The 20,066-nt window shown below is 54.2% G+C and carries 14 protein-coding genes; 11 read left to right on the top strand and 3 right to left on the bottom strand.

The window, feature by feature from the left end; genetic code table 11:
- Window positions 1-258 precede the first annotated feature (258 nt).
- Complete coding sequence (locus tag GEI7105_RS0127400) at window positions 259-1,647, top strand: glutaredoxin (RefSeq protein ID WP_051044247.1); 1,389 nt, start codon at window positions 259-261, stop codon at window positions 1,645-1,647.
- Between the two features lie 31 nt (window positions 1,648-1,678).
- Window positions 1,679-2,728: a tRNA lysidine(34) synthetase TilS gene (gene tilS, locus GEI7105_RS0127405; protein WP_017663551.1), complete on the top strand. Its 1,050-nt coding sequence runs from the start codon at window positions 1,679-1,681 to the stop codon at window positions 2,726-2,728.
- On the opposite strand, the gene hmpF is transcribed toward tilS, so the two are convergent.
- Window positions 2,677-4,431 (bottom strand): pilus motility taxis protein HmpF, encoded by a 1,755-nt coding sequence (hmpF, locus tag GEI7105_RS0127410; RefSeq protein WP_017663552.1) that lies wholly within the window; start codon window positions 4,429-4,431, stop codon window positions 2,677-2,679. The genes tilS and hmpF overlap by 52 nt on opposite strands.
- Window positions 4,432-4,944: 513 nt before the next feature.
- Here hmpF and GEI7105_RS0127415 point away from each other — a divergent pair.
- The 6 genes from GEI7105_RS0127415 (at window position 4,945) to GEI7105_RS0127445 (ending at window position 15,845) form a co-directional block, all read left to right on the top strand.
- On the top strand, window positions 4,945-6,195 hold the full coding sequence (locus GEI7105_RS0127415) for a response regulator (RefSeq protein ID WP_017663553.1): 1,251 nt from the start codon (window positions 4,945-4,947) through the stop codon (window positions 6,193-6,195).
- A 177-nt stretch (window positions 6,196-6,372) separates the two neighbouring features.
- Complete coding sequence (locus GEI7105_RS40680; RefSeq protein WP_017663554.1) at window positions 6,373-6,507, top strand: hypothetical protein; 135 nt, start codon at window positions 6,373-6,375, stop codon at window positions 6,505-6,507.
- Window positions 6,507-6,872: a response regulator transcription factor gene (locus GEI7105_RS0127425; RefSeq protein ID WP_017663555.1), complete on the top strand. Its 366-nt coding sequence runs from the start codon at window positions 6,507-6,509 to the stop codon at window positions 6,870-6,872. Before GEI7105_RS40680 ends, GEI7105_RS0127425 begins: the two co-directional genes overlap by 1 nt.
- A 12-nt stretch (window positions 6,873-6,884) precedes the next feature.
- Window positions 6,885-7,421 carry a chemotaxis protein CheW gene (locus GEI7105_RS0127430; RefSeq protein WP_017663556.1) on the top strand — a complete coding sequence of 179 codons (537 nt, stop codon included), beginning with the start codon at window positions 6,885-6,887 and terminating at the stop codon, window positions 7,419-7,421.
- Window positions 7,422-7,564: 143 nt separating this feature from the next.
- Window positions 7,565-10,807, top strand: a complete 3,243-nt coding sequence (locus tag GEI7105_RS0127440) for a methyl-accepting chemotaxis protein (protein ID WP_017663558.1) — start codon at window positions 7,565-7,567, stop codon at window positions 10,805-10,807.
- Between the two features lie 118 nt (window positions 10,808-10,925).
- Window positions 10,926-15,845, top strand: coding sequence for a hybrid sensor histidine kinase/response regulator (locus tag GEI7105_RS0127445; RefSeq protein ID WP_017663559.1), 4,920 nt, complete (start codon window positions 10,926-10,928; stop codon window positions 15,843-15,845).
- A gap of 118 nt (window positions 15,846-15,963) precedes the next feature.
- Here the strand turns inward: GEI7105_RS0127445 and GEI7105_RS0127450 are convergent, their stop codons facing one another.
- On the bottom strand, window positions 15,964-16,413 hold the full coding sequence (locus GEI7105_RS0127450) for a cupin domain-containing protein (protein WP_017663560.1): 450 nt from the start codon (window positions 16,411-16,413) through the stop codon (window positions 15,964-15,966).
- Window positions 16,414-16,579: 166 nt separating this feature from the next.
- A complete protein-coding gene (locus GEI7105_RS0127455; protein WP_245555510.1) occupies window positions 16,580-17,194 on the bottom strand; it encodes a Ycf51 family protein in 615 nt (204 codons plus the stop codon).
- 237 nt (window positions 17,195-17,431) lie between these two features.
- On the opposite strand from GEI7105_RS0127455, the gene GEI7105_RS0127460 reads away from it, so the two are divergent.
- The 3 genes from GEI7105_RS0127460 (at window position 17,432) to GEI7105_RS0127470 (ending at window position 19,839) form a co-directional block, all read left to right on the top strand.
- The gene (locus GEI7105_RS0127460) at window positions 17,432-17,773 is read left to right on the top strand and encodes a slr0373 family blue light stress response protein (protein ID WP_017663562.1); all 342 of its coding nucleotides are present in this window, start codon (window positions 17,432-17,434) and stop codon (window positions 17,771-17,773) included.
- Between the two features lie 58 nt (window positions 17,774-17,831).
- A complete protein-coding gene (gene ycf46 / locus GEI7105_RS0127465; protein ID WP_026098012.1) occupies window positions 17,832-19,343 on the top strand; it encodes a stress-responsive protein Ycf46 in 1,512 nt (503 codons plus the stop codon).
- Window positions 19,344-19,485: 142 nt separating this feature from the next.
- Entirely contained in the window at window positions 19,486-19,839 is a 354-nt protein-coding gene (locus GEI7105_RS0127470; protein ID WP_017663564.1) for a DUF1257 domain-containing protein, read from the top strand.
- Window positions 19,840-20,066 lie beyond the last annotated feature (227 nt).

Raw genomic sequence — 20,066 nt, forward strand, 5'->3', positions numbered from 1 at the left:
CTCGAAAATCGACCGGTCGTCTTTTTGAGAGTCGAACGAGCGACTAAGGAGTCGATCGAGGATTGCCAACGAGGGCGATCGATTTTTTTGTTCGGATGCCCGATCTCAATTTACCGATGTCGGTCGTCAGTCATGATTCTCGACGTGTTTTAGCAACGTTCTCAACCACGGTCGAGAATCGATTTTTTTAGCCAGTCTACTCGAGTCCGATCGAGGGTCTTGAAAAAAGTCGCAACTCGCATTGCAGGGAGAGTAAATATGAGAATGGGATTCGATCGCGTTGTCAAATTTATACTGTTTTTTCTCTTATTGATCGGATTGTGGTTTGCCGTATTACCCGGTACGGCTCGCGCGGCTGACGACGTGCTAGATGTTTACTTTTTTTACAGTGCCACCTGTCCCCACTGCATGAAACAAGAACCGTTGATGGAATACATCGACGAAACTTACGACGAAGTCGAAGTAATGGCTTACGAGGTCACGCAACACTCTCAAATTTGGGAAGAATTTCGTCAAGAGTACGGCATCGCCAACGCCGCAGTTCCTCGAACCTTTGTCGGCGAGATGTCCTTTATCGGCTATACCGAAGAAGACGGCGAACTCGAATACAACCCGGTTTATCACGGATATGCTGGCTATCGCAACCAAATTATTCGAGCGATCGAAAACGAAGCCAATATCGATATCGTCCTACCCGAAGATGCCTCTCGAAATACGTCTGGATTGCCGTGGTACGTCTTTAGCTTGTCGGGAATTTATCTCGTCAGTTATCCTTTCGTGCGCCCTTACTTAAAAACATCACAAAAAAAACGTTACTGGTTTGGCGGTTTTTTTGCAGTATTAATCCTGAGCTTGTTTGGATTCGTGACTTTAGTTCCAGACGCCCTCGTCCAGCAGTTCGCGCGACAACTTCCATTCCCATTGTTTGTTTCCACAGTGGCTTTAGCAGATGGATTTAATCCCTGTGCGTTTACCGTTTTAATCATCTTACTTTCTTTGCTGACGTATACAAAAAGTCGTCGTAATATGACGATCGTGGGAACGACTTTTATCGCGACATCCGCCGTGATGTATTTTATTTTCATTATGTTGATGGTATCGGTCGGATCGGTATTTATCGAACGATACGGAAGTTGGGTTTTAATGATTTTAGGTATTCTCGTAACCCTTGCCGGACTCATTAATATCAAAGACTACTTTTTCTTTAAAAAGAATATTTCTTTGACACTTTCCAAAGAGCAGCAACTTGCCATCACCAAACGGGCGAGTTCCATCGTTCGTCACCTTCAACAATCGAATCGCGATCGCCGTTTTCTCGCCACGGCATTAGGCGGAACCATCGTCCTCGCCGCGTTCGTAAACCTCATCGAACTCGGATGTACCGCAATTTTGCCCACAGTGTACATGGCAAGTTTAGTCCAATACTGTCGCGGCGGACTCACCCTCTGCGGCATCTCGTGGACGGCCGCCTACGCCGCCATTTACGTCATTCCTTTATTTGCCATTCTTTTCAACTTTATTTACTCCTTTAAATCCGCTCGCGTAACCGAAAAACAAGGACGCGTGTTAAAACTCGTCGGGGGTTTGTTCATGCTATTTTTCGGATTAGTCATGATTGCCAAACCGCAGTTGTTGATGTTAGGTTAGCCGTTTCAGTAAAATTCCCCCGACTGAAGTGATGGACGTTTGGACTTCCCTACACGCGCGCGTTCATGGAACCCTCAGACAGCGCCGACTCTTGCCCGAACGCCAACGACTGCTCGTCGCCGTATCGGGAGGACAGGATTCTCTGTGTTTGGCGCAACTGTTACTCGATTTACAGCCCAAGTGGGGATGGCATCTGGCGATCGCCCACTGCGATCATCGATGGCGAGACGATTCGGCCGCCAACGCCAATGGAGTCGAACGTCTGACACGAGCTTGGAACCTACCGTTTTATCGCGCCGTAGCCACCGAGAACCTCCCTAGCGAAGCCGCAGCGCGTCAGTGGCGGTACGACGAACTCTCGCAAATTGCGAGTCGGGAGAACTGCACCGCCGTCGTAACGGGACATACCCAAAGCGATCGCGCCGAGACCTTACTCTACAACCTGATTCGCGGCGCGGGAGCCGATGGCTTGCAGGCGTTGGGGTGGAGTCGCGAACTCACCGAGGGCGTGTCTCTGGTGCGTCCGTTACTCGAGGTGTCCCGAGACGAAACGGGCATCTTTTGCCGAGAGCGGGACTTGCCCGTGTGGGAAGATGTCACGAACCAGAACTTAAAACACGCCCGAAACCGCATTCGCCTCGAATTGCTGCCCTATCTCAAACAGCAATTCAACCCCAGCGTCGAAGCCAGTCTGGCCAAAACCGCCGAACTCTTGCGGGCTGACGTGGCGTATCTCGAACGACAAGCCGAAATTCTGTTGCGACTGGCGATCGTCCCCCCCGACGACGATTCCGATGGCCGTTTTCACCTGCGACTCCATCGCCGTCCTTTGAAAGCCGCACCCCTGACACTGCGACGGCGGGCGATGCGTCAATTTCTCACCTCTCACCTGGAGATCGCGCCGACGTTCGCCCACATCGAAAAACTTACTGCTCTCATCGAAGCCCCCAATCGCAGCCAAACCGATCCCTTTCCTGGAGGAGCGATCGCCTATGTCGAGCGTCCTTGGATTTACTGGTCTCAGCCGCCTCAAGCCGAGGCCGATTCCTCCATCAATCCCGAGATCGACTCTTGTAGCTGAGTCACCGCGTTTCGCTGCGCCTCTGCCATCTCCTCGAATTCAGACAAGCGTTGCGAGAACGCTTCGAGGCTGCCTTTGATGTCGTTGACGCGATCGCGCAGGGGATCGAATACCTCGTGATACGTATTGACCTTACCCCACAACTGCGCGACCTGAGCGCGGCGATCGCGCAGTTCCCGGTCTTGCTGTTGCAGTTCCCCGAGGCGGCTTTCCCCCTCCGCGTTTTCCCGATCGACGTCTTGTCGCAGTCCCTCGATTTCCGGTCGCAAGCCGTTAATTTCCCCTTCGAGAGCTTGCAGGCGATCGAGCAGTTGCTGGCGCAGTTGCGAAATCTTTTGTTGCAAGGGCGTCACGTCCACGCCGCCGCCGGAGGTTTGCGGTTCCGGGGGATTGCCCAAGCGACGCCACAACACGCTCTGATGCTGGTTCATGATCCGCTCGCGATCGCGCAGGCTGCGACGCTGGCCGATAAGAGTTTCGTTGAGGAACTTATAACTTTCCTGCTGGTCGGCCAGTTCCGCCTGAAGCGACGGGCGATCGGCGTCCCCAGCCCGAGCCAACTTGGCCTCGAGTTCGTTGAGGTCGAGACGTTGCATCATCAACTCTTCCTGCTCGTCGATGACCAACCGCAGCCCCGTTTCCAACTCGCTTTGCAGTTCCCGAACCCGTTGTTGCAAGTCGTTGAGGGGCATCCGTTCCAACTGTCCCCAATCGACGCCGCTCTCGTCGCGAGACTCGCCCCCCGACGTCGGAAGGGTCGAGAGAGTGTTGGCGAACTCGTCGCTCGACTGCACTTGAGCGCGCAAAACTTCAACAAACTGTTGTTTGGCTTCCAACAGCCGCTCCTTAGCTGCCAGATCGACCCGTTTTCCTTCCAACTCCAATTGCAATTGACGCCACTCTTCCCAACGGCGATCGAGGTCTTCGACCGCACTGTCGAGATCTCCTTGCTGGCGTTCGGCGTCCGATCGCCACTGTTCCAACTGCGCCGTCCGTTCCTCGAGCCACCCTTGCTGCGCGGCGACTTGACCTTCCAAACCCGCCAGCGGTTCCCGCAACGCGGCACTCTCGCCCACGTTCTCAGACAGATATTGCAACCACTGCTGAAAATTGTCGGCCTGTTCGGCATCCAATCCTACAGATTGCTGGAGTTCCGACTGCTGCTGGTGGATACTTTCCCGTTCCCCTTGAAGCTGTTCCCACGCGGCTTCGAGTTCTTGGCGAGAGCGATCGAGTTCCGCCCGCAACTGCTCCATTTCCGAACTACTCGCTTCGATTTCGCTGCGTTTGGCTTCGAGTTCGCTCAGTTCGTGCTGTACGTTTTCGACCTCTTCCCGTCGCGCCTCCATTTCCATCTCACGGCGGTTGAGTTCCTGGCTTTGGTACGTCAGCGATTGCTTCCACTGTTCGATTTCTTCCTCTTGGGTTTTGAACTTTTCCTGAAACCGAGAAAAATTCTGTAGGATCTTGACCAATTGTCCCCCAGCTTCCTTGGGGGTACCTTGAATCTGCTTGTTCGCCGTGAGTTCGGCAAACACCAGCGCTCCGGAATTAAAATTCCCCGCATCGTCGGCAGGAACCACGTCGTCACCCGTCACAGCGATCCAGTTATACTCGCCTCGCTGAACTGCCAGCAGCTTCAGTTCTGTTTTGCCACTTCCGAAAACGCCACTTTTCTTGAGGACTTCCGCTAGATACAGCACGCTAACTCTTCCTTTCCCGAATATCGTATGCCGAGGAGAACCCGATTGAGAGACAGGCAGAGATGCCTGCACGACCAGTTTAGGGGGGCGCTGCACCGTCGCGTCGCGCGACCGACAAGATCGCCGCCCTCAAACCGAACGTCGAGATCGAGTCCATAATAGTAAATTAGTATCGTTTAACCCACTGATACGACACCAGGGGAGCCGAAGCGACCCAGATTCGGCAGGTGCGATCGCGATCGACCTCTCCTATCCTAACCCGCTCGTTTGTCTCTGGCACGAGAGGCGACCCCCAAAAACACCTCTGTTGGACGGGGAACCGTTCGAGGGTAAATTTTAAGGGGGAGTTGGAGAACGAACGAACAACACAAGTGGCGAGGTAGCTCGAGACTCCGACGCACCCTCCTAATCCGAACGCTCGCGTCAGACCGTCACCCGATATCTCGACCCAAAGGCTATCGCGATCGCCCTCGGCGGGTATGTTATACGAACACAGCACGAGTTGTGAGCTAAATGCAGGGAAATTTAAACGAAATCGATATTCGGAGCATCCTGCAACTGATCGAACTCGGTCAGCGCACGGGGGAACTCTTCGTGGAGACATACAGTGCGCTCCCCACCGTCTCGAGAATTTATCCATCCGTGCATTTAAGCCGAGACGCCGCCTCTCAAAACTCCTGGTTTGTATTTTTCTTCAACGGACAAATCGTTTACGCTGCCGAAAGCCGCGACGGGAACCTCGGACGGCTGCGGGATTACTTGCGTTACTACCAACTCAATAACGTCCTCGACGGCATCGAACGCCCCGACTTGGCTTCGACGAACGCTCCCGAATACGGGTTTTTATGGCATTTACTCGAAACCCATCGCCTGACACCGATGCAGGGGCGAAGCATTCTCCGAAAAATGATTCACGAGACCCTCTTCGACCTGTTGAGCTTGCATCAAGGTAGCTTTATCTTCGACATGGGGCCGGCCTTAGCCCCCCAACTCACCACTTTAGAAATCACTCCCTCGATCGCGAAAATTGCCAAACAGGTGCAAGAGTGGAAGCAGTTTTATCCCCACGTTCAGTCACCGAACCAATGTCCGTCGATCTCCGATGTCGATCGCCTGCGAGAAGCCTTACCTCCCAAAGCCTTTACCACCCTCAGCCGCATTTCCGACGGCAAAACGTCCCTGCGGCAAATGTCTCGATACCTGCACCGAGAAATCGTCCCCATCGCCAAAGCCATCTATCCCTACGTCAAACAGGGCTGGGTACAGTTATTTTCCGTCCAGTCCGACAGCTCCCCCGCTGCTAAATTCGATTCCGGCCTGCGTCCGCCGACGGCGAGAGTCCCTCGTATCGTCTGTATCGACGACGAAAAAACTATCCGCAAGACCGTCGAGTATATGCTCGAGCAGCACGGTTACGAAATCACTTCCTTTGGCAGTTCTCTCAAAGCCCTTTCGTTGGTGTTTCCTCTCAAGCCCGATTTAATTTTGTGCGACATCGCCATGCCCGAACCTGACGGCTACGAACTTTGCGCCATGTTACGCAAATCGGCGGCCTTTCGCCAGACGCCGATCGTGATGTTGACGGGAAAAGACGGTTTTATCGATCGCGTGCGCGCTCGCATGGTCGGTGCTAGCGACTACCTCACCAAACCCTTCGGCGAACAAGAACTGTTGATGCTCGTCGAAAAATACGTCGGACCGGGCGTCCCGAGCGATCGCCCCTCGTCTGAGACGTCCTTTGACGATCCCGAGTTGGGATTGTGATGAGGAAGCTTTTTACAGTCACCCGTCACCAGTGAGGAGATGATGAGAAACTGTTACCTGTCCCCACTCCCCACTCTTCCCTCTACCCTCTTCCCTGAAGAAGCCCCCTCGACCCCAGTAGACATCCAAGTCGAAATATAATAATACTTAATCTTCGGCAAAAAACGACCCAGTTCGATGGAATCGAAAACCGTTGGCGTTTACGATAGTGTTGGCTTTCCCCAGACGAACGCATCGCCCGAGTGCCGATGGCACAAAGAGGCGAGCGGGGCGGAGTTCGTCAAGCGCGTTTGCGAGCAGGTAAGACAGTAATGAGTAGAGTTCTGGTTATCGAAGACAGCGTGACCCAGCGAGAGATGATCGCCAACCTCCTACGTGGAAGTGGGCTAACAGTCATCGAAGCCACCGACGGCGTCGAAGCTCTCGACAAAATTCAGGGCAATCCTCCCGATCTCGTCGTTTTAGATATCGTAATGCCCCGGATGAACGGTTATGAAGTATGTCGGCGACTCAAAGCCGATCCCAAAACGCAAAACGTTCCTGTGGTCATGTGTTCGTCTAAAGGCGAAGAATTCGATCGATACTGGGGGATGAAGCAGGGTGCAGATGCTTACGTGGCCAAACCGTTCCAGCCCACCGAGCTGATCGGAACGGTCAAACAAATGCTAAGAGGTTAAGAGATCGAGGAAATGGTCGGGAACCCAGACTTTTTAATGGGAGAGGCGGACTCTATACAGGCGCCGGAATTCCAAGAACTCGAGACTCCCGAAGGCGAACTGCACCTGCGGTTTCGAGTCCCTTCTGGAAACGAATTCGCCTTACCCGCGACGGGAATTCGCGAAGTGCTAGACCCACCGCCCGATCGCATCACCCCGATGCCCAACGTGTCGCCGTTGTTGCTCGGCACCTTTAACGTGCGCGGTCGCGTCATCTGGGTAGCAGACTTAGGACAGTTTCTCGGCGACAACGTTCCTCTCAACTCCGATCGCGCAGAAATATTTGTGATTGCCGTCGAAGACCAAGACACTATACTAGGGTTAGCCGTCGAACGGATCGTCAAAATGCAGTGGCTCGATCTCGAGAAGCTGCAAATGTCCGCCAATATGCCAGATGGCATGGCTCCGTTCTTAAAAGGAGAATGGACATTTGAGGAAAACGAACGTCCTGTAACGCTGAGACTGCTCGATCAAGTCTCGATCCTGCGTTCGGCACGGTGGGCGGCTTGAACCCGAGGTGTGGATGAAGGGGGTTGCCGTCATCGCCGTCATCGACTTCCTCGTTGCGGCGAGGAGGATCTTCGGGCGTCCACCTCTCGCATCCGCCACAGGAGATGATGGAGGAGTTTTGACCGTAGAACTGGGGGAGGCAAATGGAACCAAGTATTGACTTTGCCCGAGAATACGAGCGTGTCGAGCAAGCTTACGTCGAAGGAAACTACGACGAAGCAGCGCCGCTAGTGGACGAACTCGCCCGAAAATATCCTGACGATCCCAGTACTCGGCTACTGAGAGGGCATATTTATTGTGGGCTTCAAGCTTACGACATTGCCCGGACGGAATATCAGAGCGTTTTTCAAATCACCAGCGATTCGGAATTCCACGACCACGCCCAACAGGGGATCGATTACGTGGTGCAAATTGCCGGGAACGGCAAAGCCCCAGATTTCGAGAACTACGACGCCGACGCCACACAAGCCTTCGATAACGGTTTCGACTCCGAAGGCACAGAACTGTTAAACGAGGACGTCAACGACAGCGATGTCGAGTACGGCGAATCGGAAGAAGAACTCGAGTCCCCCCAAGCTTGGGACGATTTAGCCTTCGATCTCGAAGAGGAAGCCTCCGAATCGTTCGATTTCGAGAACGGCGCGATCGCCGAGGACGAAGAAGAGGAAGCCTTCGAGCCGTTCGACTTGTCTGCTGAAGACGAACTCTTAGACGAGGCCGAAGCAGAAGCGGAATTGGGTGAGTTCGACCTCAGCCCCGAAACACCCGCGAACGACGAACTCCCCGGAGACTCCGAACTGGGCTACTTCGACCTCGACGACCCCAGCTCGGGAGCCGGAACCTTCGAGCCGTTTGAGGTCGGGGAAGAGGCTGAAGACGGAGAAGAAGCCTTCGAGCCGTTCGACTTAGACGCAGCCGAAGAAGCCCTCAAAACTGGAGAGTTCGACGACGTTTCCCCGGACGAAGAAGGCGGTCTGGAAGCTGACAATCCCTTTGCCGTCGACGATGCGTCCCTACCCGACGAAGAGGATAGCTGGGACGAACTTCCGGCATTCTTACCCAGCGAAGAAATGCCGGATTTGATCGGAGAACACGATGACGATCGCGGTGAAGACCTCGACGACGGACTCGACGAAATCGAGCTTCCACAACCGTTTGCCGAGTTCGACGATGTCGAAGACGAGCCGTTTGCCAGTCCGACGAGCGGTATTCCGTCGGACTTTGACGACGAACCCGTCGAAGAAGATTGGGACGACGAGTTGGAAGAAGCCCCCTTCGGACACTTCGACCCCGATACGGACAGCCAAGAGTTCGATCGGGTTTCCACCGATATGACTGACGATAGCGGTGCAGAAACCTTTTTAACCTCGCCGCCAGAAGACGAAAGTGAAGAATTTGAAGCGTTTGACGAAGCCGAAGCGTCGAGTTGGACGGCGACAGACCATGAAGAACCCCCCATTTCGGGGCGAATGTCCGTACCGCGTTTTGACGATACCGAGGAAGACGACCCGACCCTCGTGACCCCCGAAACTGCCCGACCGGGGGGCGATGGCTTCGACTTCGAGAGTTTTGAAGGAGATTTCGGCGATAGCGAGTTCGACCTCGACGACGACGATTTCACGGCTGACGAGATCGACGATCGCACCTCGAGCGTCGATTTTCTCGAAGAGTTCGACGAATTCGACGATCTCGGGGATATGCCCAGCTTTGAAAGCGACGAAGATACTGATTCTTCGGGTTTCAATACGACATCGGGTTTTTTGGAACACACGACGGGCGCCGAAACGGAAGATTTCGCAGACATGACCGACGGCTCGATCGTCCGCGACGAAGAGTTGTTTGCCATTGCCAGCAGTACCGAACGCTTGCCAGCTTTCGCCCAAACTGAAAGTGGCACCAGCGAACCGTCGGTTAACGTCGAACAGGGGCCGCTGGCCTTTTTCGAGAACGCTAACTTACAAACCAAACCGCGTTTGGCGGCGTTCGTGGCCGGTATCGCCTCGGCTGTGGCCGTAGCGGCCATCGGTCACGTCACGACGAAGTTTCTGGCGACCAACGATCGCCTCGATTTGGCTTTGCGCGATCGCCTGCTCCCCCAAGCACAACTGGCGAGTCTGGCGATGTCCATCACGGCTGGCTTGGCGGGAGGAACCGCGACCTGGCTGCTGGGACGCCTGAGCGCCGGACAAGTCCGACGAACCACGACGAACTTACAAGGCGCGTTTGAAGCGATCTCTCAAGGGGATTTCGGCGTGCGTGCGGCGGTGCTGTCTGAAGACGAGCTGGGGCAACTCTCGGCCAAGTTCAACCAAATGGCTCGCATTGTCTACACCACCACCAACGAAGCCCAACGCCGTGCCGAAGAAATGGAGCAGGCTAAAGAAGACCTGCAACGGCAAGTGATTCGCCTCCTCGACGACGTGGAAGGAGCCGCGCGAGGAGACTTGACCGTGACGGCGGAGGTGACGGCCGACGTTCTCGGGGCGGTTGCCGACTCGTTTAACTTGACGATTCAAAACCTGCGGGAAATCGTCTTGCAGGTGAAACAGGCGGCGCGACAGGTGAGTAAAGGGGCAACCGATAGTGAGTCGTTCGCCCGTAGCTTGGCCTCCGACGCCCTGCGTCAAGCCGAAGAACTGGCGGCGACCTTGAACTCGGTGCAGGTGATGACCAACTCCATCCAACAGGTGGCCAAGAGCGCTCGCGAAGCCGAAGAAGTGGCGCGATCGGCATCGGCGACGGCTCTCAAAGGGGGCGAAGCTGTCGAACGGACGGTGGCCAGTATCTTAGAAATTCGAGAAACGGTAGCAGAAACGACTCGAAAAGTCAAGCGCCTGGCGGAATCTTCCCAAGAAATTTCCAAGATCGTCGCCCTCATCAGCGGTATCGCCTCCCGAACCAACCTGTTGGCACTCAACGCCAGTATCGAAGCTGCCCGAGCTGGGGAAGCCGGACGGGGCTTCGCCATCGTTGCCGACGAGGTGCGCCAGCTAGCCGACCGCTCGGCCAAGGCGTTAAAAGAGATCGAACAGATCGTGATGCAGATCCAAAGCGAAACCGGGTCGGTAATGATGGCAATGGAAGAAGGTCAGCAACAGGTCATCGGCGGGACGAAACTGGCCGAACAAGCCAAACGCTCCCTCGAAGACATCATTCAAGTGGCTAACCGCATCGACGTCCTAGTGCGATCGATTACCGCCGACACCGTCGAACAAACCGAAACGTCCCGCGCGGTGGCTCAGGTGATGCAAGCCGTCGAGCTGACGGCTCAGGAAACCTCCCAAGAAGCTCACCGCGTCTCTGGTGCTTTGCAAAACCTCGTGGGCGTATCTCGCGACCTGCTCACCTCCGTCGAACGGTTCCGCGTCGAAACCAACGAACGCTAACGCTCTCCCTTCCGGTCAGAGGCAAGAAGCAAAGAGGCAAGAGGCAAAAAGGGGAGAGGAACGAAACGGTTATCTGCCAACTGCCCTCACTGTTCACCGCTCACCGCTCGCTGTAAAAATGGTACCCGAACAATCGCAAATCATGGGGTTCTTTATCGAGGAAGCCCGCGACCATCTCAATACCATCGAGCGCGGACTGCTCGACCTGCAAGGCACCCTCGACGATCCCGAATTGCTCAACGCCGTTTTCCGCGCCGCTCACTCCGTCAAAGGAGGTGCGGCCATGTTGGGACTCGACTCGATTCAAACGGTTGCCCATCGCCTCGAAGACTGCTTTAAAATTCTCAAAGACGCCCCCGTTACTGCCGACCGACAACTCGAATCGCTGTTTTTACAGATTTTCGACAGCCTTCAAGAACTGCTCGATCGCCTGCAAAGTCCCACCGGACTCAACCCCGAGGAAGCCGAACGGGTCGTGGCCGATATCGAACCCGTCTGTCGTGACCTGATCGCTCACCTCGATCGCCTCGTCCGAGGTGAAGTGGTTCCCACGCCGCAAGCCGCACCTCACTCCTCCCAGCTCCCCGTTACCAGTCCCCTACCCACGCAGTCGGAAGAAGATAGCGCCCTGCACCTGATTTTTCAAAGCGACGTGATGGCGCGGCTGCGGGAAATGCTGCAACTGTTCAAACAACCCGACACCCCTCAAGTCCGCCAAAATCTCCAACAACTCTGTCGCCTGTTGGGTCGAGTCGGCGAACAGTTCGATCTCGACGCCTGGGTCGAACTCCTGAAAACTGTACGATCGGCGATCGCCTCCCCGAGCAATACGTTCGCCAGCCTGGCCTCGGTCGTCATTAAGGATATCAAACAGGCTCAAGAGTTGGTGCTGGCCGATCGCGCTGGGGAAATTTCTGCAAGCGAACGCTTGCGCGATCTCGTTCCCGAACCGGCCGCTGCGGATACCACTGAGGACGAGGTCGAAGCGAACGGGCGATCGTCCCGTCCGCCCCAACCCGAGACGATCTCGCAGCCGATTTCTCGACCGACTTCAGACCAGCCTCGCAAGCAGAAGCGAGAAGCCCCAGGCCCTCAAGTGGGGATGGCCGAACTCAACAGCCTAGCCGATCTCTTTGAAGGAGATACCGAAGACCTCGAAGATTGGGACGACGTCGAACATTTCGATCCCTCGGGTATGGCCGGGGCGGCGAACGGCAATACTCGAGGTGAAGTCGATAACGATTTTTCCGATTTATTCCTCGACGACGACGCCGACGACATTTCAAATAAACCGGCGAAAACTGAAGCTGAGGAACTCTTTGGCGATAGCTTTTTTGGCGAGAGTCCTGACGGCCCCGATGTCGATGCTGACGAGGACGACACGGGACTCGACGACCTCCTCAACGCGATCGAACCCAACGATCGATCTACAGGCGATCGCGACGACGAAGACCTCGATGCCGATTTTCAAGACCTTCTCGATATTGGAGGTGAAGAAAATAACGGCGATCGCGAAAGTCCCCCGATCGAAGAAGCGGCCGACGAGGATCTGTCGATCGACGACCTATTAGAACACGCTGACGAGACGGATGAAACTGAAACTGAAAACGACGAATTCGGCGAAGCTTTGAGTCTCGGACAAGACAGTACTGACGAACTCGAAGCTCTGTTCGGACAATCTCGTGCGACAGGGAAAGAACGGGAAGGAGAACCCTCGATCGAAGCGTTTGAATTAGATTTCGATTTTGAAGAAACACCAGAGCCTGAAGCAACGGAAACGGAAAACTTCATCCTCGATTTCGACCTTGAAGAAACCGAGGGTGAGGAAAGTTTTGAACCTGAGTCGGAAGCGTTTGAGTTAGATTTCGATTTTGAAGAAACACCAGAACCTGAAGTCACTGAAACAGAAACGGAAAGCTTCGACCTCGATTTCGACCTCGAAGAAACCGAGGGTGAGGAAAGTTTTGAACCTGAGTCGGAAGCGTTCGAGTTAGATTTCGATTTTGAAGAAACATCAGAACCTGAAGCCACTGAAACAGAAACGGAAAGCTTAGACTTCGATTTCGACCTCGAAGAAACCGAGGGTGAGGAAAGTTTTGAACCTGAGTCGGAAGCGTTCGAGTTAGATTTCGATTTTGAAGAAACATCAGAACCTGAAGCCACTGAAACAGAAACGGAAAGCTTCATCCTCGATTTCGACCTCGAAGAAACCGAGGATGAAGAATCCGCCGAACGCGTGGAATCCGAACCGGAAGCCTTTGACTTTGACTTCGATTTTGAAGAAACACCAGAACCTGAAGCCACTGAAACCACTGAAGAAGCCTTAGATATTTTCGATTTCGACGTTGAAGAATCAGAAGAACCAGAAGAACTGGAATCCGAAACAGAAGCCTTAGACCTTCTCGATTTTGACGTTGAAGAAACGGCGGACGCCGACACCGAGCAAGACGAAGCCGAATCCTTAGATTTCGATTTTGAAGCGTTAGAATCTTCAGAATCTGAAGAAGGACGCTCGGATAATGGAGGTTTAGATTTCGACTTTGATTTAGGAGAAACCGAAGACTCCGAAGCCAGCGAAACCGAAGTGGAAGCGTTCGACTTCGACTTTGATTTAGGAGAAACCGAAGACTCCGAAGCCAGCGAAACCGAAGACTTCGACTTACTGGCCGAACCGTCAGCAGAGATCGAAGAACTCTCCTTAGACGATCTCTTAGGTGAAGTTAATCTAACGGTCGATCGCGACGAGAACTTCGACTTAGACACCTTACTCGAAGAAACCGACGATACCCTCGAAAGTGAAATCGAAGAAGACGTCACAGAATTTCCCGAACTGGAAATTTTATTGAGCATCGCACCCGAATTTTTAGGAGAAGAGGGGTTCGACGCTCTCGAAGCCTATCTCGATCGCCCCGTCGAACCTCACGCCGCGACGTCCCCAACCACCGAATCCGCCTCCACACAAGAGGTAGAGGACGAGTTTGCCGACCTCAACAAATTGCTGTTAGACATCGAGCCGTCTTCTCCGTCTCCGACAATCCCCAAACCGACGCGATCGACCCCGAAACGACAGCGATCGATCGTCGAACAGACGATGCGGGTTCCCATCAAACAATTAGACAACCTCAGTAACTTAGTTGGGGAATTGGTCGTCAATCGTAACAGTCTCGAACAGGATCAAGAACGGTTGCGACAGTTTCTCGACAACCTGTTACATCAAGTCAGCCAACTCACAGAAGTCGGTCAGCGAATGCAAGACTTGTACGAGCGTACGCTGTTGGAAATGGCGTTGTTAGCCAGTCGCCAGCACCGCAAACTCATGGCCGCCGGGACTCACGCGCGAGATACGACTCACGAAGACGGTGAATACGACGCCCTCGAAATGGATCGCTTTACGTCGTTCCACGAACACGCTCAAGAAATTATCGAGTTGGTCGTCCGAGTGCGCGAGTCGGCGTCGGATATCGAGTTCTTGGTGGACGAAAACGACCAAGTCACGCGTCAACTGCGGCAAATTACGAACCAGCTTCGGGAGGACTTGACGCGATCGCGCATGGTTCCCTTCTCGCAAGCCGCCGATCGCTTGCCCCGAGGCGTCCGCGACAACTCGCTCAAGTTCGGTAAAGAAGTCGAGTTACAAATTGACGGTCGCGATACGTCCATCGATCGCATGATCCTCGAACACCTGTACGACCCGCTGACACACTTAGTCAACAACGCCATCGCTCACGGGATCGAACCCCCCGAAGAACGCCAAGCCAAGGGCAAACCGCCCACTGGAAAAATCACCGTCAGCAGCTTCCACCAAGGCAACCAAACTATTATCTCCATTGCTGACGACGGAGCGGGAATCGACGTCGATCGCGTGAAAGCCAAAGCCATCCAAAAAGGGTTGATTACCCAAGACCAAGCTCGGTCGATGAGCGATTTAGAGGTCTACGACCTGCTGTTTTTACCCGGTTTCAGTACCAAGGACAAAGCCGACGACCTCTCCGGTCGCGGTGTGGGTATGGATGTGGTGAAAACCAAACTCAACGAAATTCGAGGCGTCATCAACACGGACTCGAAACCCAACAAAGGCACTACCTTTACGATTCGCCTACCGCTGACTCTGAGTATCTCGAAAGCCCTCTGCTGCATCAGCGACCACGCACCCATTGCCTTTCCGATGGACGGGGTCGGCGAAGTTCTCGATAACTTACCGGTCGATCGCATCGTGCGGGAAGCCGACGGACGAGCGTTCGTTCAGTGGCGCGATCGCAAAGTGCCTTATCAACCCCTACGAGACCTGTTTACCTACAATCGCATCTCGCGGCGATCGCAGGTGTACGGTTCTAACGCTGAAGAAGATACGATTTCGGTAGTCGTTCTGCACTCTGCGGGCAGCTATCTGGCTATCTCCGTCGATCGAATTGTCGGCGAACAGGAAATCGTGATCAAACAACTCGAAGGGCCAGTTCCCAAGCCGACTGGTATTACTGGAGCGACGGTCATGGGGGACGGACGGATCGTTCCCATCGCCGACGTTCTCGAACTCATCGACCTGTCTATGGGTCGCGTCCGTCACGATTCTGGGACTCTGCTGTGGGACAACCGCCCCCCCATCGAGGCGATCGAATCCCCTATCGACAAGAGCGAGCCGATGGTGCTTATCGTGGACGACTCGATTACGGTGCGCGAGTTGCTGTCGATGACGTTCAAAAAATCGGGTTATCGTGTCGAACAGGCTCGCGACGGCCAGGAAGCCTGGGAAAAACTGCGCTCGGGTTTGCCGTGCGAGTTAGTCTTCTGCGATATGGAAATGCCCCGTATGAACGGCATGGAGTTGTTAGAGAAAATGTACGCCGACGAACACTTGCACGATTTACCCATTGCCATGCTGACGTCGCGGACTGCGGAGAAAATGAAACGTCGTGCGGGCGAATTAGGCGCGCGGGGCTATTTCACGAAACCCTATCTCGAGGAAGTTCTACTCGATGCTGCCCAACGAATGCTCGACGGTGAGGTGCTGATGTCCACCGAAGCCACGCAAGAGGCGTGATGAGGGGATGAAGACAGTCACCAGTCACCAGTCGCCAGTCACCAGTGAAGACAGCGAACAGATAACAGTGCCTTCCTTGTCCCCTTGTCTCCCCTGCTCCCTTGCCTTTCTGCTAAGCCTACGCCGAAACTGGGGCGATCGCCTTCTCGAACCGCTCTAGACTCTGTTGGGCAGCTTGTAAGTTATACGGAAAGGGTAGGTTGAGGGGACGGTAATCTTTATCGCAGGGGTCGCCGTGGCGGAGAACGGCGTTGACGAGGACGCACGGATCTTGACTGAGGTTGATGGCACCGTGGGGAATGCCGGGAGGAATTTTAACCACTGTTGGCTTGTATTGGCTCAGCGGTATATAGTCGTAGCGACGGTTCTGTAAAGTGACTAAAACCATGCTGCCTCGCACGACGAGCAACTGGTCGGTTTGGAAGTGGTGGACGAACAGATCGTCTACCGTGTGAGGCGCTACCTCTACAAGCATCGTTTCGTGGCTCGATTGGGGTGTATAGAATGCTGCCATTCCCCCTTTGAACGAGTCTAAGGCACGGATCTCGATTTGACGGACGAGACTCATGGTTCGCTGGCTCCTGCTACGAAAGAACTCCGTTCCGCTGTCGCGAACGCATCTCCTTTAACGTAACGTATTTTTCTATTAATTTATGTGACAGAAACCACTTTTTTGAAAAAAATATGATAAAAAGCCCCGGACGGGATGGGGAAGGAGCGTCCGGAGTCTCAGCTTAGGAACGTTCTAGTCGTGCGAGGCGATCGCGATCGATTTCGATCTCGAATTGGGATTCGTCGGCGTTAGAGAGCGATCGCGTCACCTGACCCAGATACAAGGGTTCGGACACGCCAGGTTCTGGATGTAACACCGTGCGGGCGCGAATTAACAGATCTCGCCCCAAACGACCGGGAGAAAACTTATTAATCGCCGTTTGTCGCAACGTCGCTTCCAATTGCGATTCGGTCACGTTCTGGGGAACGGTAATGACGACCTGTCCGCCGCCGTCATCGTACACTACCGAATAATTCACCGCTCCCGGCACTACCGTCGTCGTAATCGGAAAGATACTCAGAGCGAACAACCCGCTCGTCAGCACTACCATAAAGCCCGTCACCCCCACGAGACGGAAGCGAAGTCCCCACTTAAAGAGGAACGCCACCAAGGCCAGCAGGGCGAAAAATCCCGTAAATCCGAGAGACCAGACCGTGGCTTTTAGAAAGTCATCTGGCGTCAAAACAGCAAAAATAGGGTCGAAATACATCTGGCAACAGCAGAAGGCGTTATCGAGTACGTCTTCCAAGATATCCGTTTGCGGGGCGTCCGAGCCAGAATCCCAGCAGTTTCTCAACTTCCCCCTCTCAACCCCTCTGTGTCCTCTGTGTCTCTGTGGTGAAGAGATCGAGCGGAAATTACGCTGAAACCCCTGCATTGAGTGCGATCGCACCCCTCGGACAAAGCGATCGACCGCCATCTCAATGTAACAGAATATTACAAAATAGACGTCAAACCAGCAAACCGTCTTGACAGTCCCGAAAGTACCCCTTAAAGTCAGAAACATACCTGGGTAAACCCACCCGAACTTCAGATGGAAGACAAACAGAAAGTAACGCTATATCTAACGCCAGAACTCCACCGTAAGCTCAAAATTCGAGCGGCGGTCGATGGAGAACCCATGTCGGCGTTAGCGCAGAAAGCCTTAAAGTTTTTTCTAGCGCATCCAGAGGTTGTTGAAGAACTCGACGCCGTTTCTGGAAACACGCACCGGGTTTATAGTTGTCCGGCGTGCGAGACGAAAAGCGTATTACGAGAAGGCGATTTAGTAGCCGTAGGCGATCGCCAAGACGTTCTCGAAGACGACGACATTTCCGTCGAAAAAGTCAACGCGAGTCTCAACGAACAATCCGAAGAAGACTTAGTGACTTGCTAAGTTTAAGTATTAAAAAAAGTCTCCGCTCGAATTGCTCCGTTTTAGTCGGTCGATGGTCATGAAAGAAGAGCTAAGCATCCTCATACAAGCTCAATATCCCTTAATCTACCTCGTCACCTTTGAAGAGGAACGTGCCGAGCAAGCCATCGCCGCGATCGCTGGTGCCGTCAAACCTCAACGCCGGGTCTTCACCTGGACTTCGACCAAAGGGACGATCGATTACAGCCAGACTGGCGGGGCAAACCCTCACAACACCTTATCTCCCGAAGCGGCGATCGACTGGGCGATTCGGCATAAGGAACCGGGCGTCTACATCTTCAAAGACCTGCACCCGTTCCTAGAAAACCCCAACGTCACTCGCGCCCTTCGCGATGCGATCGCCTACTTCAAAGGCACAGACAAAACCATCGTGTTGATGTCTCCGGTGCAGCAAATCCCCATCGAGCTAGAAAAAGAAGTAGTGGTGATGGATTTCCCGCTGCCGGACATGAAAGAACTCAACCGAGTCTTGTCCCGACAGCTTGCCGAAGGTCGCAACAAACGAATCAGTACCGAAGCTCGCGAAAAGCTACTCAAAGCCGCTTTGGGCTTGACGAAAGACGAAGCCGAAAAAGTTTACCGAAAAGCCCAGGTCACGGCGAACCGTCTGACGGAAGCCGAAATGGAAATCGTCCTGTCCGAGAAACGGCAACTGATTCGTCGCAACGGCATCCTCGAATATATCGAGGAAGACGAAACCATCGATTCCGTCGGTGGCTTGGAAGAGCTGAAGCGGTGGCTGTGCCAACGCTCGGGGGCGTTTACCGAAAAAGCCCGAGAGTACGGCTTGCCGCAACCGAAAGGGATGTTAATCCTCGGCGTTCCCGGCTGCGGAAAATCCCTCATCGCCAAAACCACGTCCCGTTTGTGGGGGCTGCCCCTGCTGCGCCTGGATATCGGACGGGTTTACGACGGGTCGATGGTGGGGCGTTCCGAAGCCAACCTTCGCAACGCCTTGAAAACCGCCGAGTCCATTTCCCCGGTAATTCTCTTCATCGACGAGTTGGATAAAGCCTTCGCTGGGGGTGCGGGGTCTTCCGACTCCGACGGCGGGACATCGAGCCGCATTTTCGGGTCGTTCTTGACCTGGATGCAGGAAAAAACCTCTCCGGTGTTCGTGATGGCGACGGCGAACCGCGTCGAACGCCTCCCCGGTGAGTTCTTGCGGAAAGGACGCTTCGACGAAATCTTCTTCGTCGACTTGCCCACCACCGAAGAGCGCCAAGATATTTACCGCATCCACTTGTCCAAGCGTCGCCGCGATATCAGTCGCTTCGACCTGGAACAACTGGCCAAAGTTTCCGACGGCTTCTCGGGCGCGGAAATCGAGCAGGCGGTCATTGCTGCGATGTACGAAGCGTTCGCACAAGACCGCGAGTTCACTCAACTCGATATTATCGCTGCCGTCAAATCCACGCTGCCTCTGTCCAAGACGATGACCGAACAGGTCACGGCGCTACGAGATTGGGCAAGACAGCGGGCGCGTCCGGCTGCTTCTTCCATGGCTGACTACCAGCGCATGGAGTCGTAACAAGCTTTCTCCCGGCTGCCACCGGGGGGAAAGGTTAGCCCCAACCAGGCTAACGATTCAGTCCAACACCGGTTTTCGGTGTGGAATCTAACCAACCAACCACGTTATCTGTTCTCAACCAAGTTCCACTAGGAGGAAACTCATGTCTCACTTTAGCACCTTGCGGACCAAAATCACCGACGCTGAAGTTCTGCAATCTTCTCTGCGCGACCTGGGCATCTCGGTGAAAACCGAAGCTGACGTTCGCGGTTATAACGGTCAGCGCGTTCGTGCCGACATCGTGGCGGTTCTCGAAGGCGACTACGACCTCGGTTGGTCTCGCAACAGCGACGGGTCTTTCGACCTCATCGCCGACCTCTGGGGTGTTGCTAAAAAACACAATCAAACCGAACTCATCAACTCCATCAATCAAAAATACGCGGTTAACAAAACCTTGGCTGAAGTCCGTCGTCCCGGACTGCAAAATGCCAACGTTAAACTGATGGTTCAAAAATAAAACCTCTGCGCGTTCCCAAGCTTGCGGGTTGACTTCTCGAACGGGTCAACCCGTTTTTTCTGTGTTTTGAGACGGGCGGGTTTCTATGGCGGTATGGCTTTCATACGGAATCCATTTCTGATAAGCTGGGTTTTAAGAAATCTTGACCACATCCCCCCTTAGCCCCCCCTTAGCCCCCCTTTCAAAGGGGGGTTGGGGGGATAGAGGGGCTTGTCGGGTTGAGCAAA

It is taken from the genome of Baaleninema simplex PCC 7105, assembly GCF_000332355.1.
Taxonomy (GTDB): Bacteria; Cyanobacteriota; Cyanobacteriia; order Cyanobacteriales; family Geitlerinemataceae; genus Baaleninema; species Baaleninema simplex.

What these genes read in the sequence shown, in the direction of transcription:
- GEI7105_RS0127400 (WP_051044247.1), top strand. Translation starts at nt 259, where the DNA reads ATGAGAATGGGATTCGATCGCGTTGTCAAATTTATACTGTTTTTTCTC.
- tilS (WP_017663551.1), top strand. Translation starts at nt 1,679, where the DNA reads ATGGACGTTTGGACTTCCCTACACGCGCGCGTTCATGGAACCCTCAGA.
- GEI7105_RS0127415 (WP_017663553.1), top strand. Translation starts at nt 4,945, where the DNA reads ATGCAGGGAAATTTAAACGAAATCGATATTCGGAGCATCCTGCAACTG.
- GEI7105_RS40680 (WP_017663554.1), top strand. Translation starts at nt 6,373, where the DNA reads ATGGAATCGAAAACCGTTGGCGTTTACGATAGTGTTGGCTTTCCCCAG.
- GEI7105_RS0127425 (WP_017663555.1), top strand. Translation starts at nt 6,507, where the DNA reads ATGAGTAGAGTTCTGGTTATCGAAGACAGCGTGACCCAGCGAGAGATG.
- GEI7105_RS0127430 (WP_017663556.1), top strand. Translation starts at nt 6,885, where the DNA reads ATGGTCGGGAACCCAGACTTTTTAATGGGAGAGGCGGACTCTATACAG.
- GEI7105_RS0127440 (WP_017663558.1), top strand. Translation starts at nt 7,565, where the DNA reads ATGGAACCAAGTATTGACTTTGCCCGAGAATACGAGCGTGTCGAGCAA.
- GEI7105_RS0127445 (WP_017663559.1), top strand. Translation starts at nt 10,926, where the DNA reads ATGGTACCCGAACAATCGCAAATCATGGGGTTCTTTATCGAGGAAGCC.
- GEI7105_RS0127450 (WP_017663560.1), bottom strand. Translation starts at nt 16,413, where the DNA reads ATGAGTCTCGTCCGTCAAATCGAGATCCGTGCCTTAGACTCGTTCAAA.
- GEI7105_RS0127460 (WP_017663562.1), top strand. Translation starts at nt 17,432, where the DNA reads ATGGAAGACAAACAGAAAGTAACGCTATATCTAACGCCAGAACTCCAC.
- ycf46 (WP_026098012.1), top strand. Translation starts at nt 17,832, where the DNA reads ATGAAAGAAGAGCTAAGCATCCTCATACAAGCTCAATATCCCTTAATC.
- GEI7105_RS0127470 (WP_017663564.1), top strand. Translation starts at nt 19,486, where the DNA reads ATGTCTCACTTTAGCACCTTGCGGACCAAAATCACCGACGCTGAAGTT.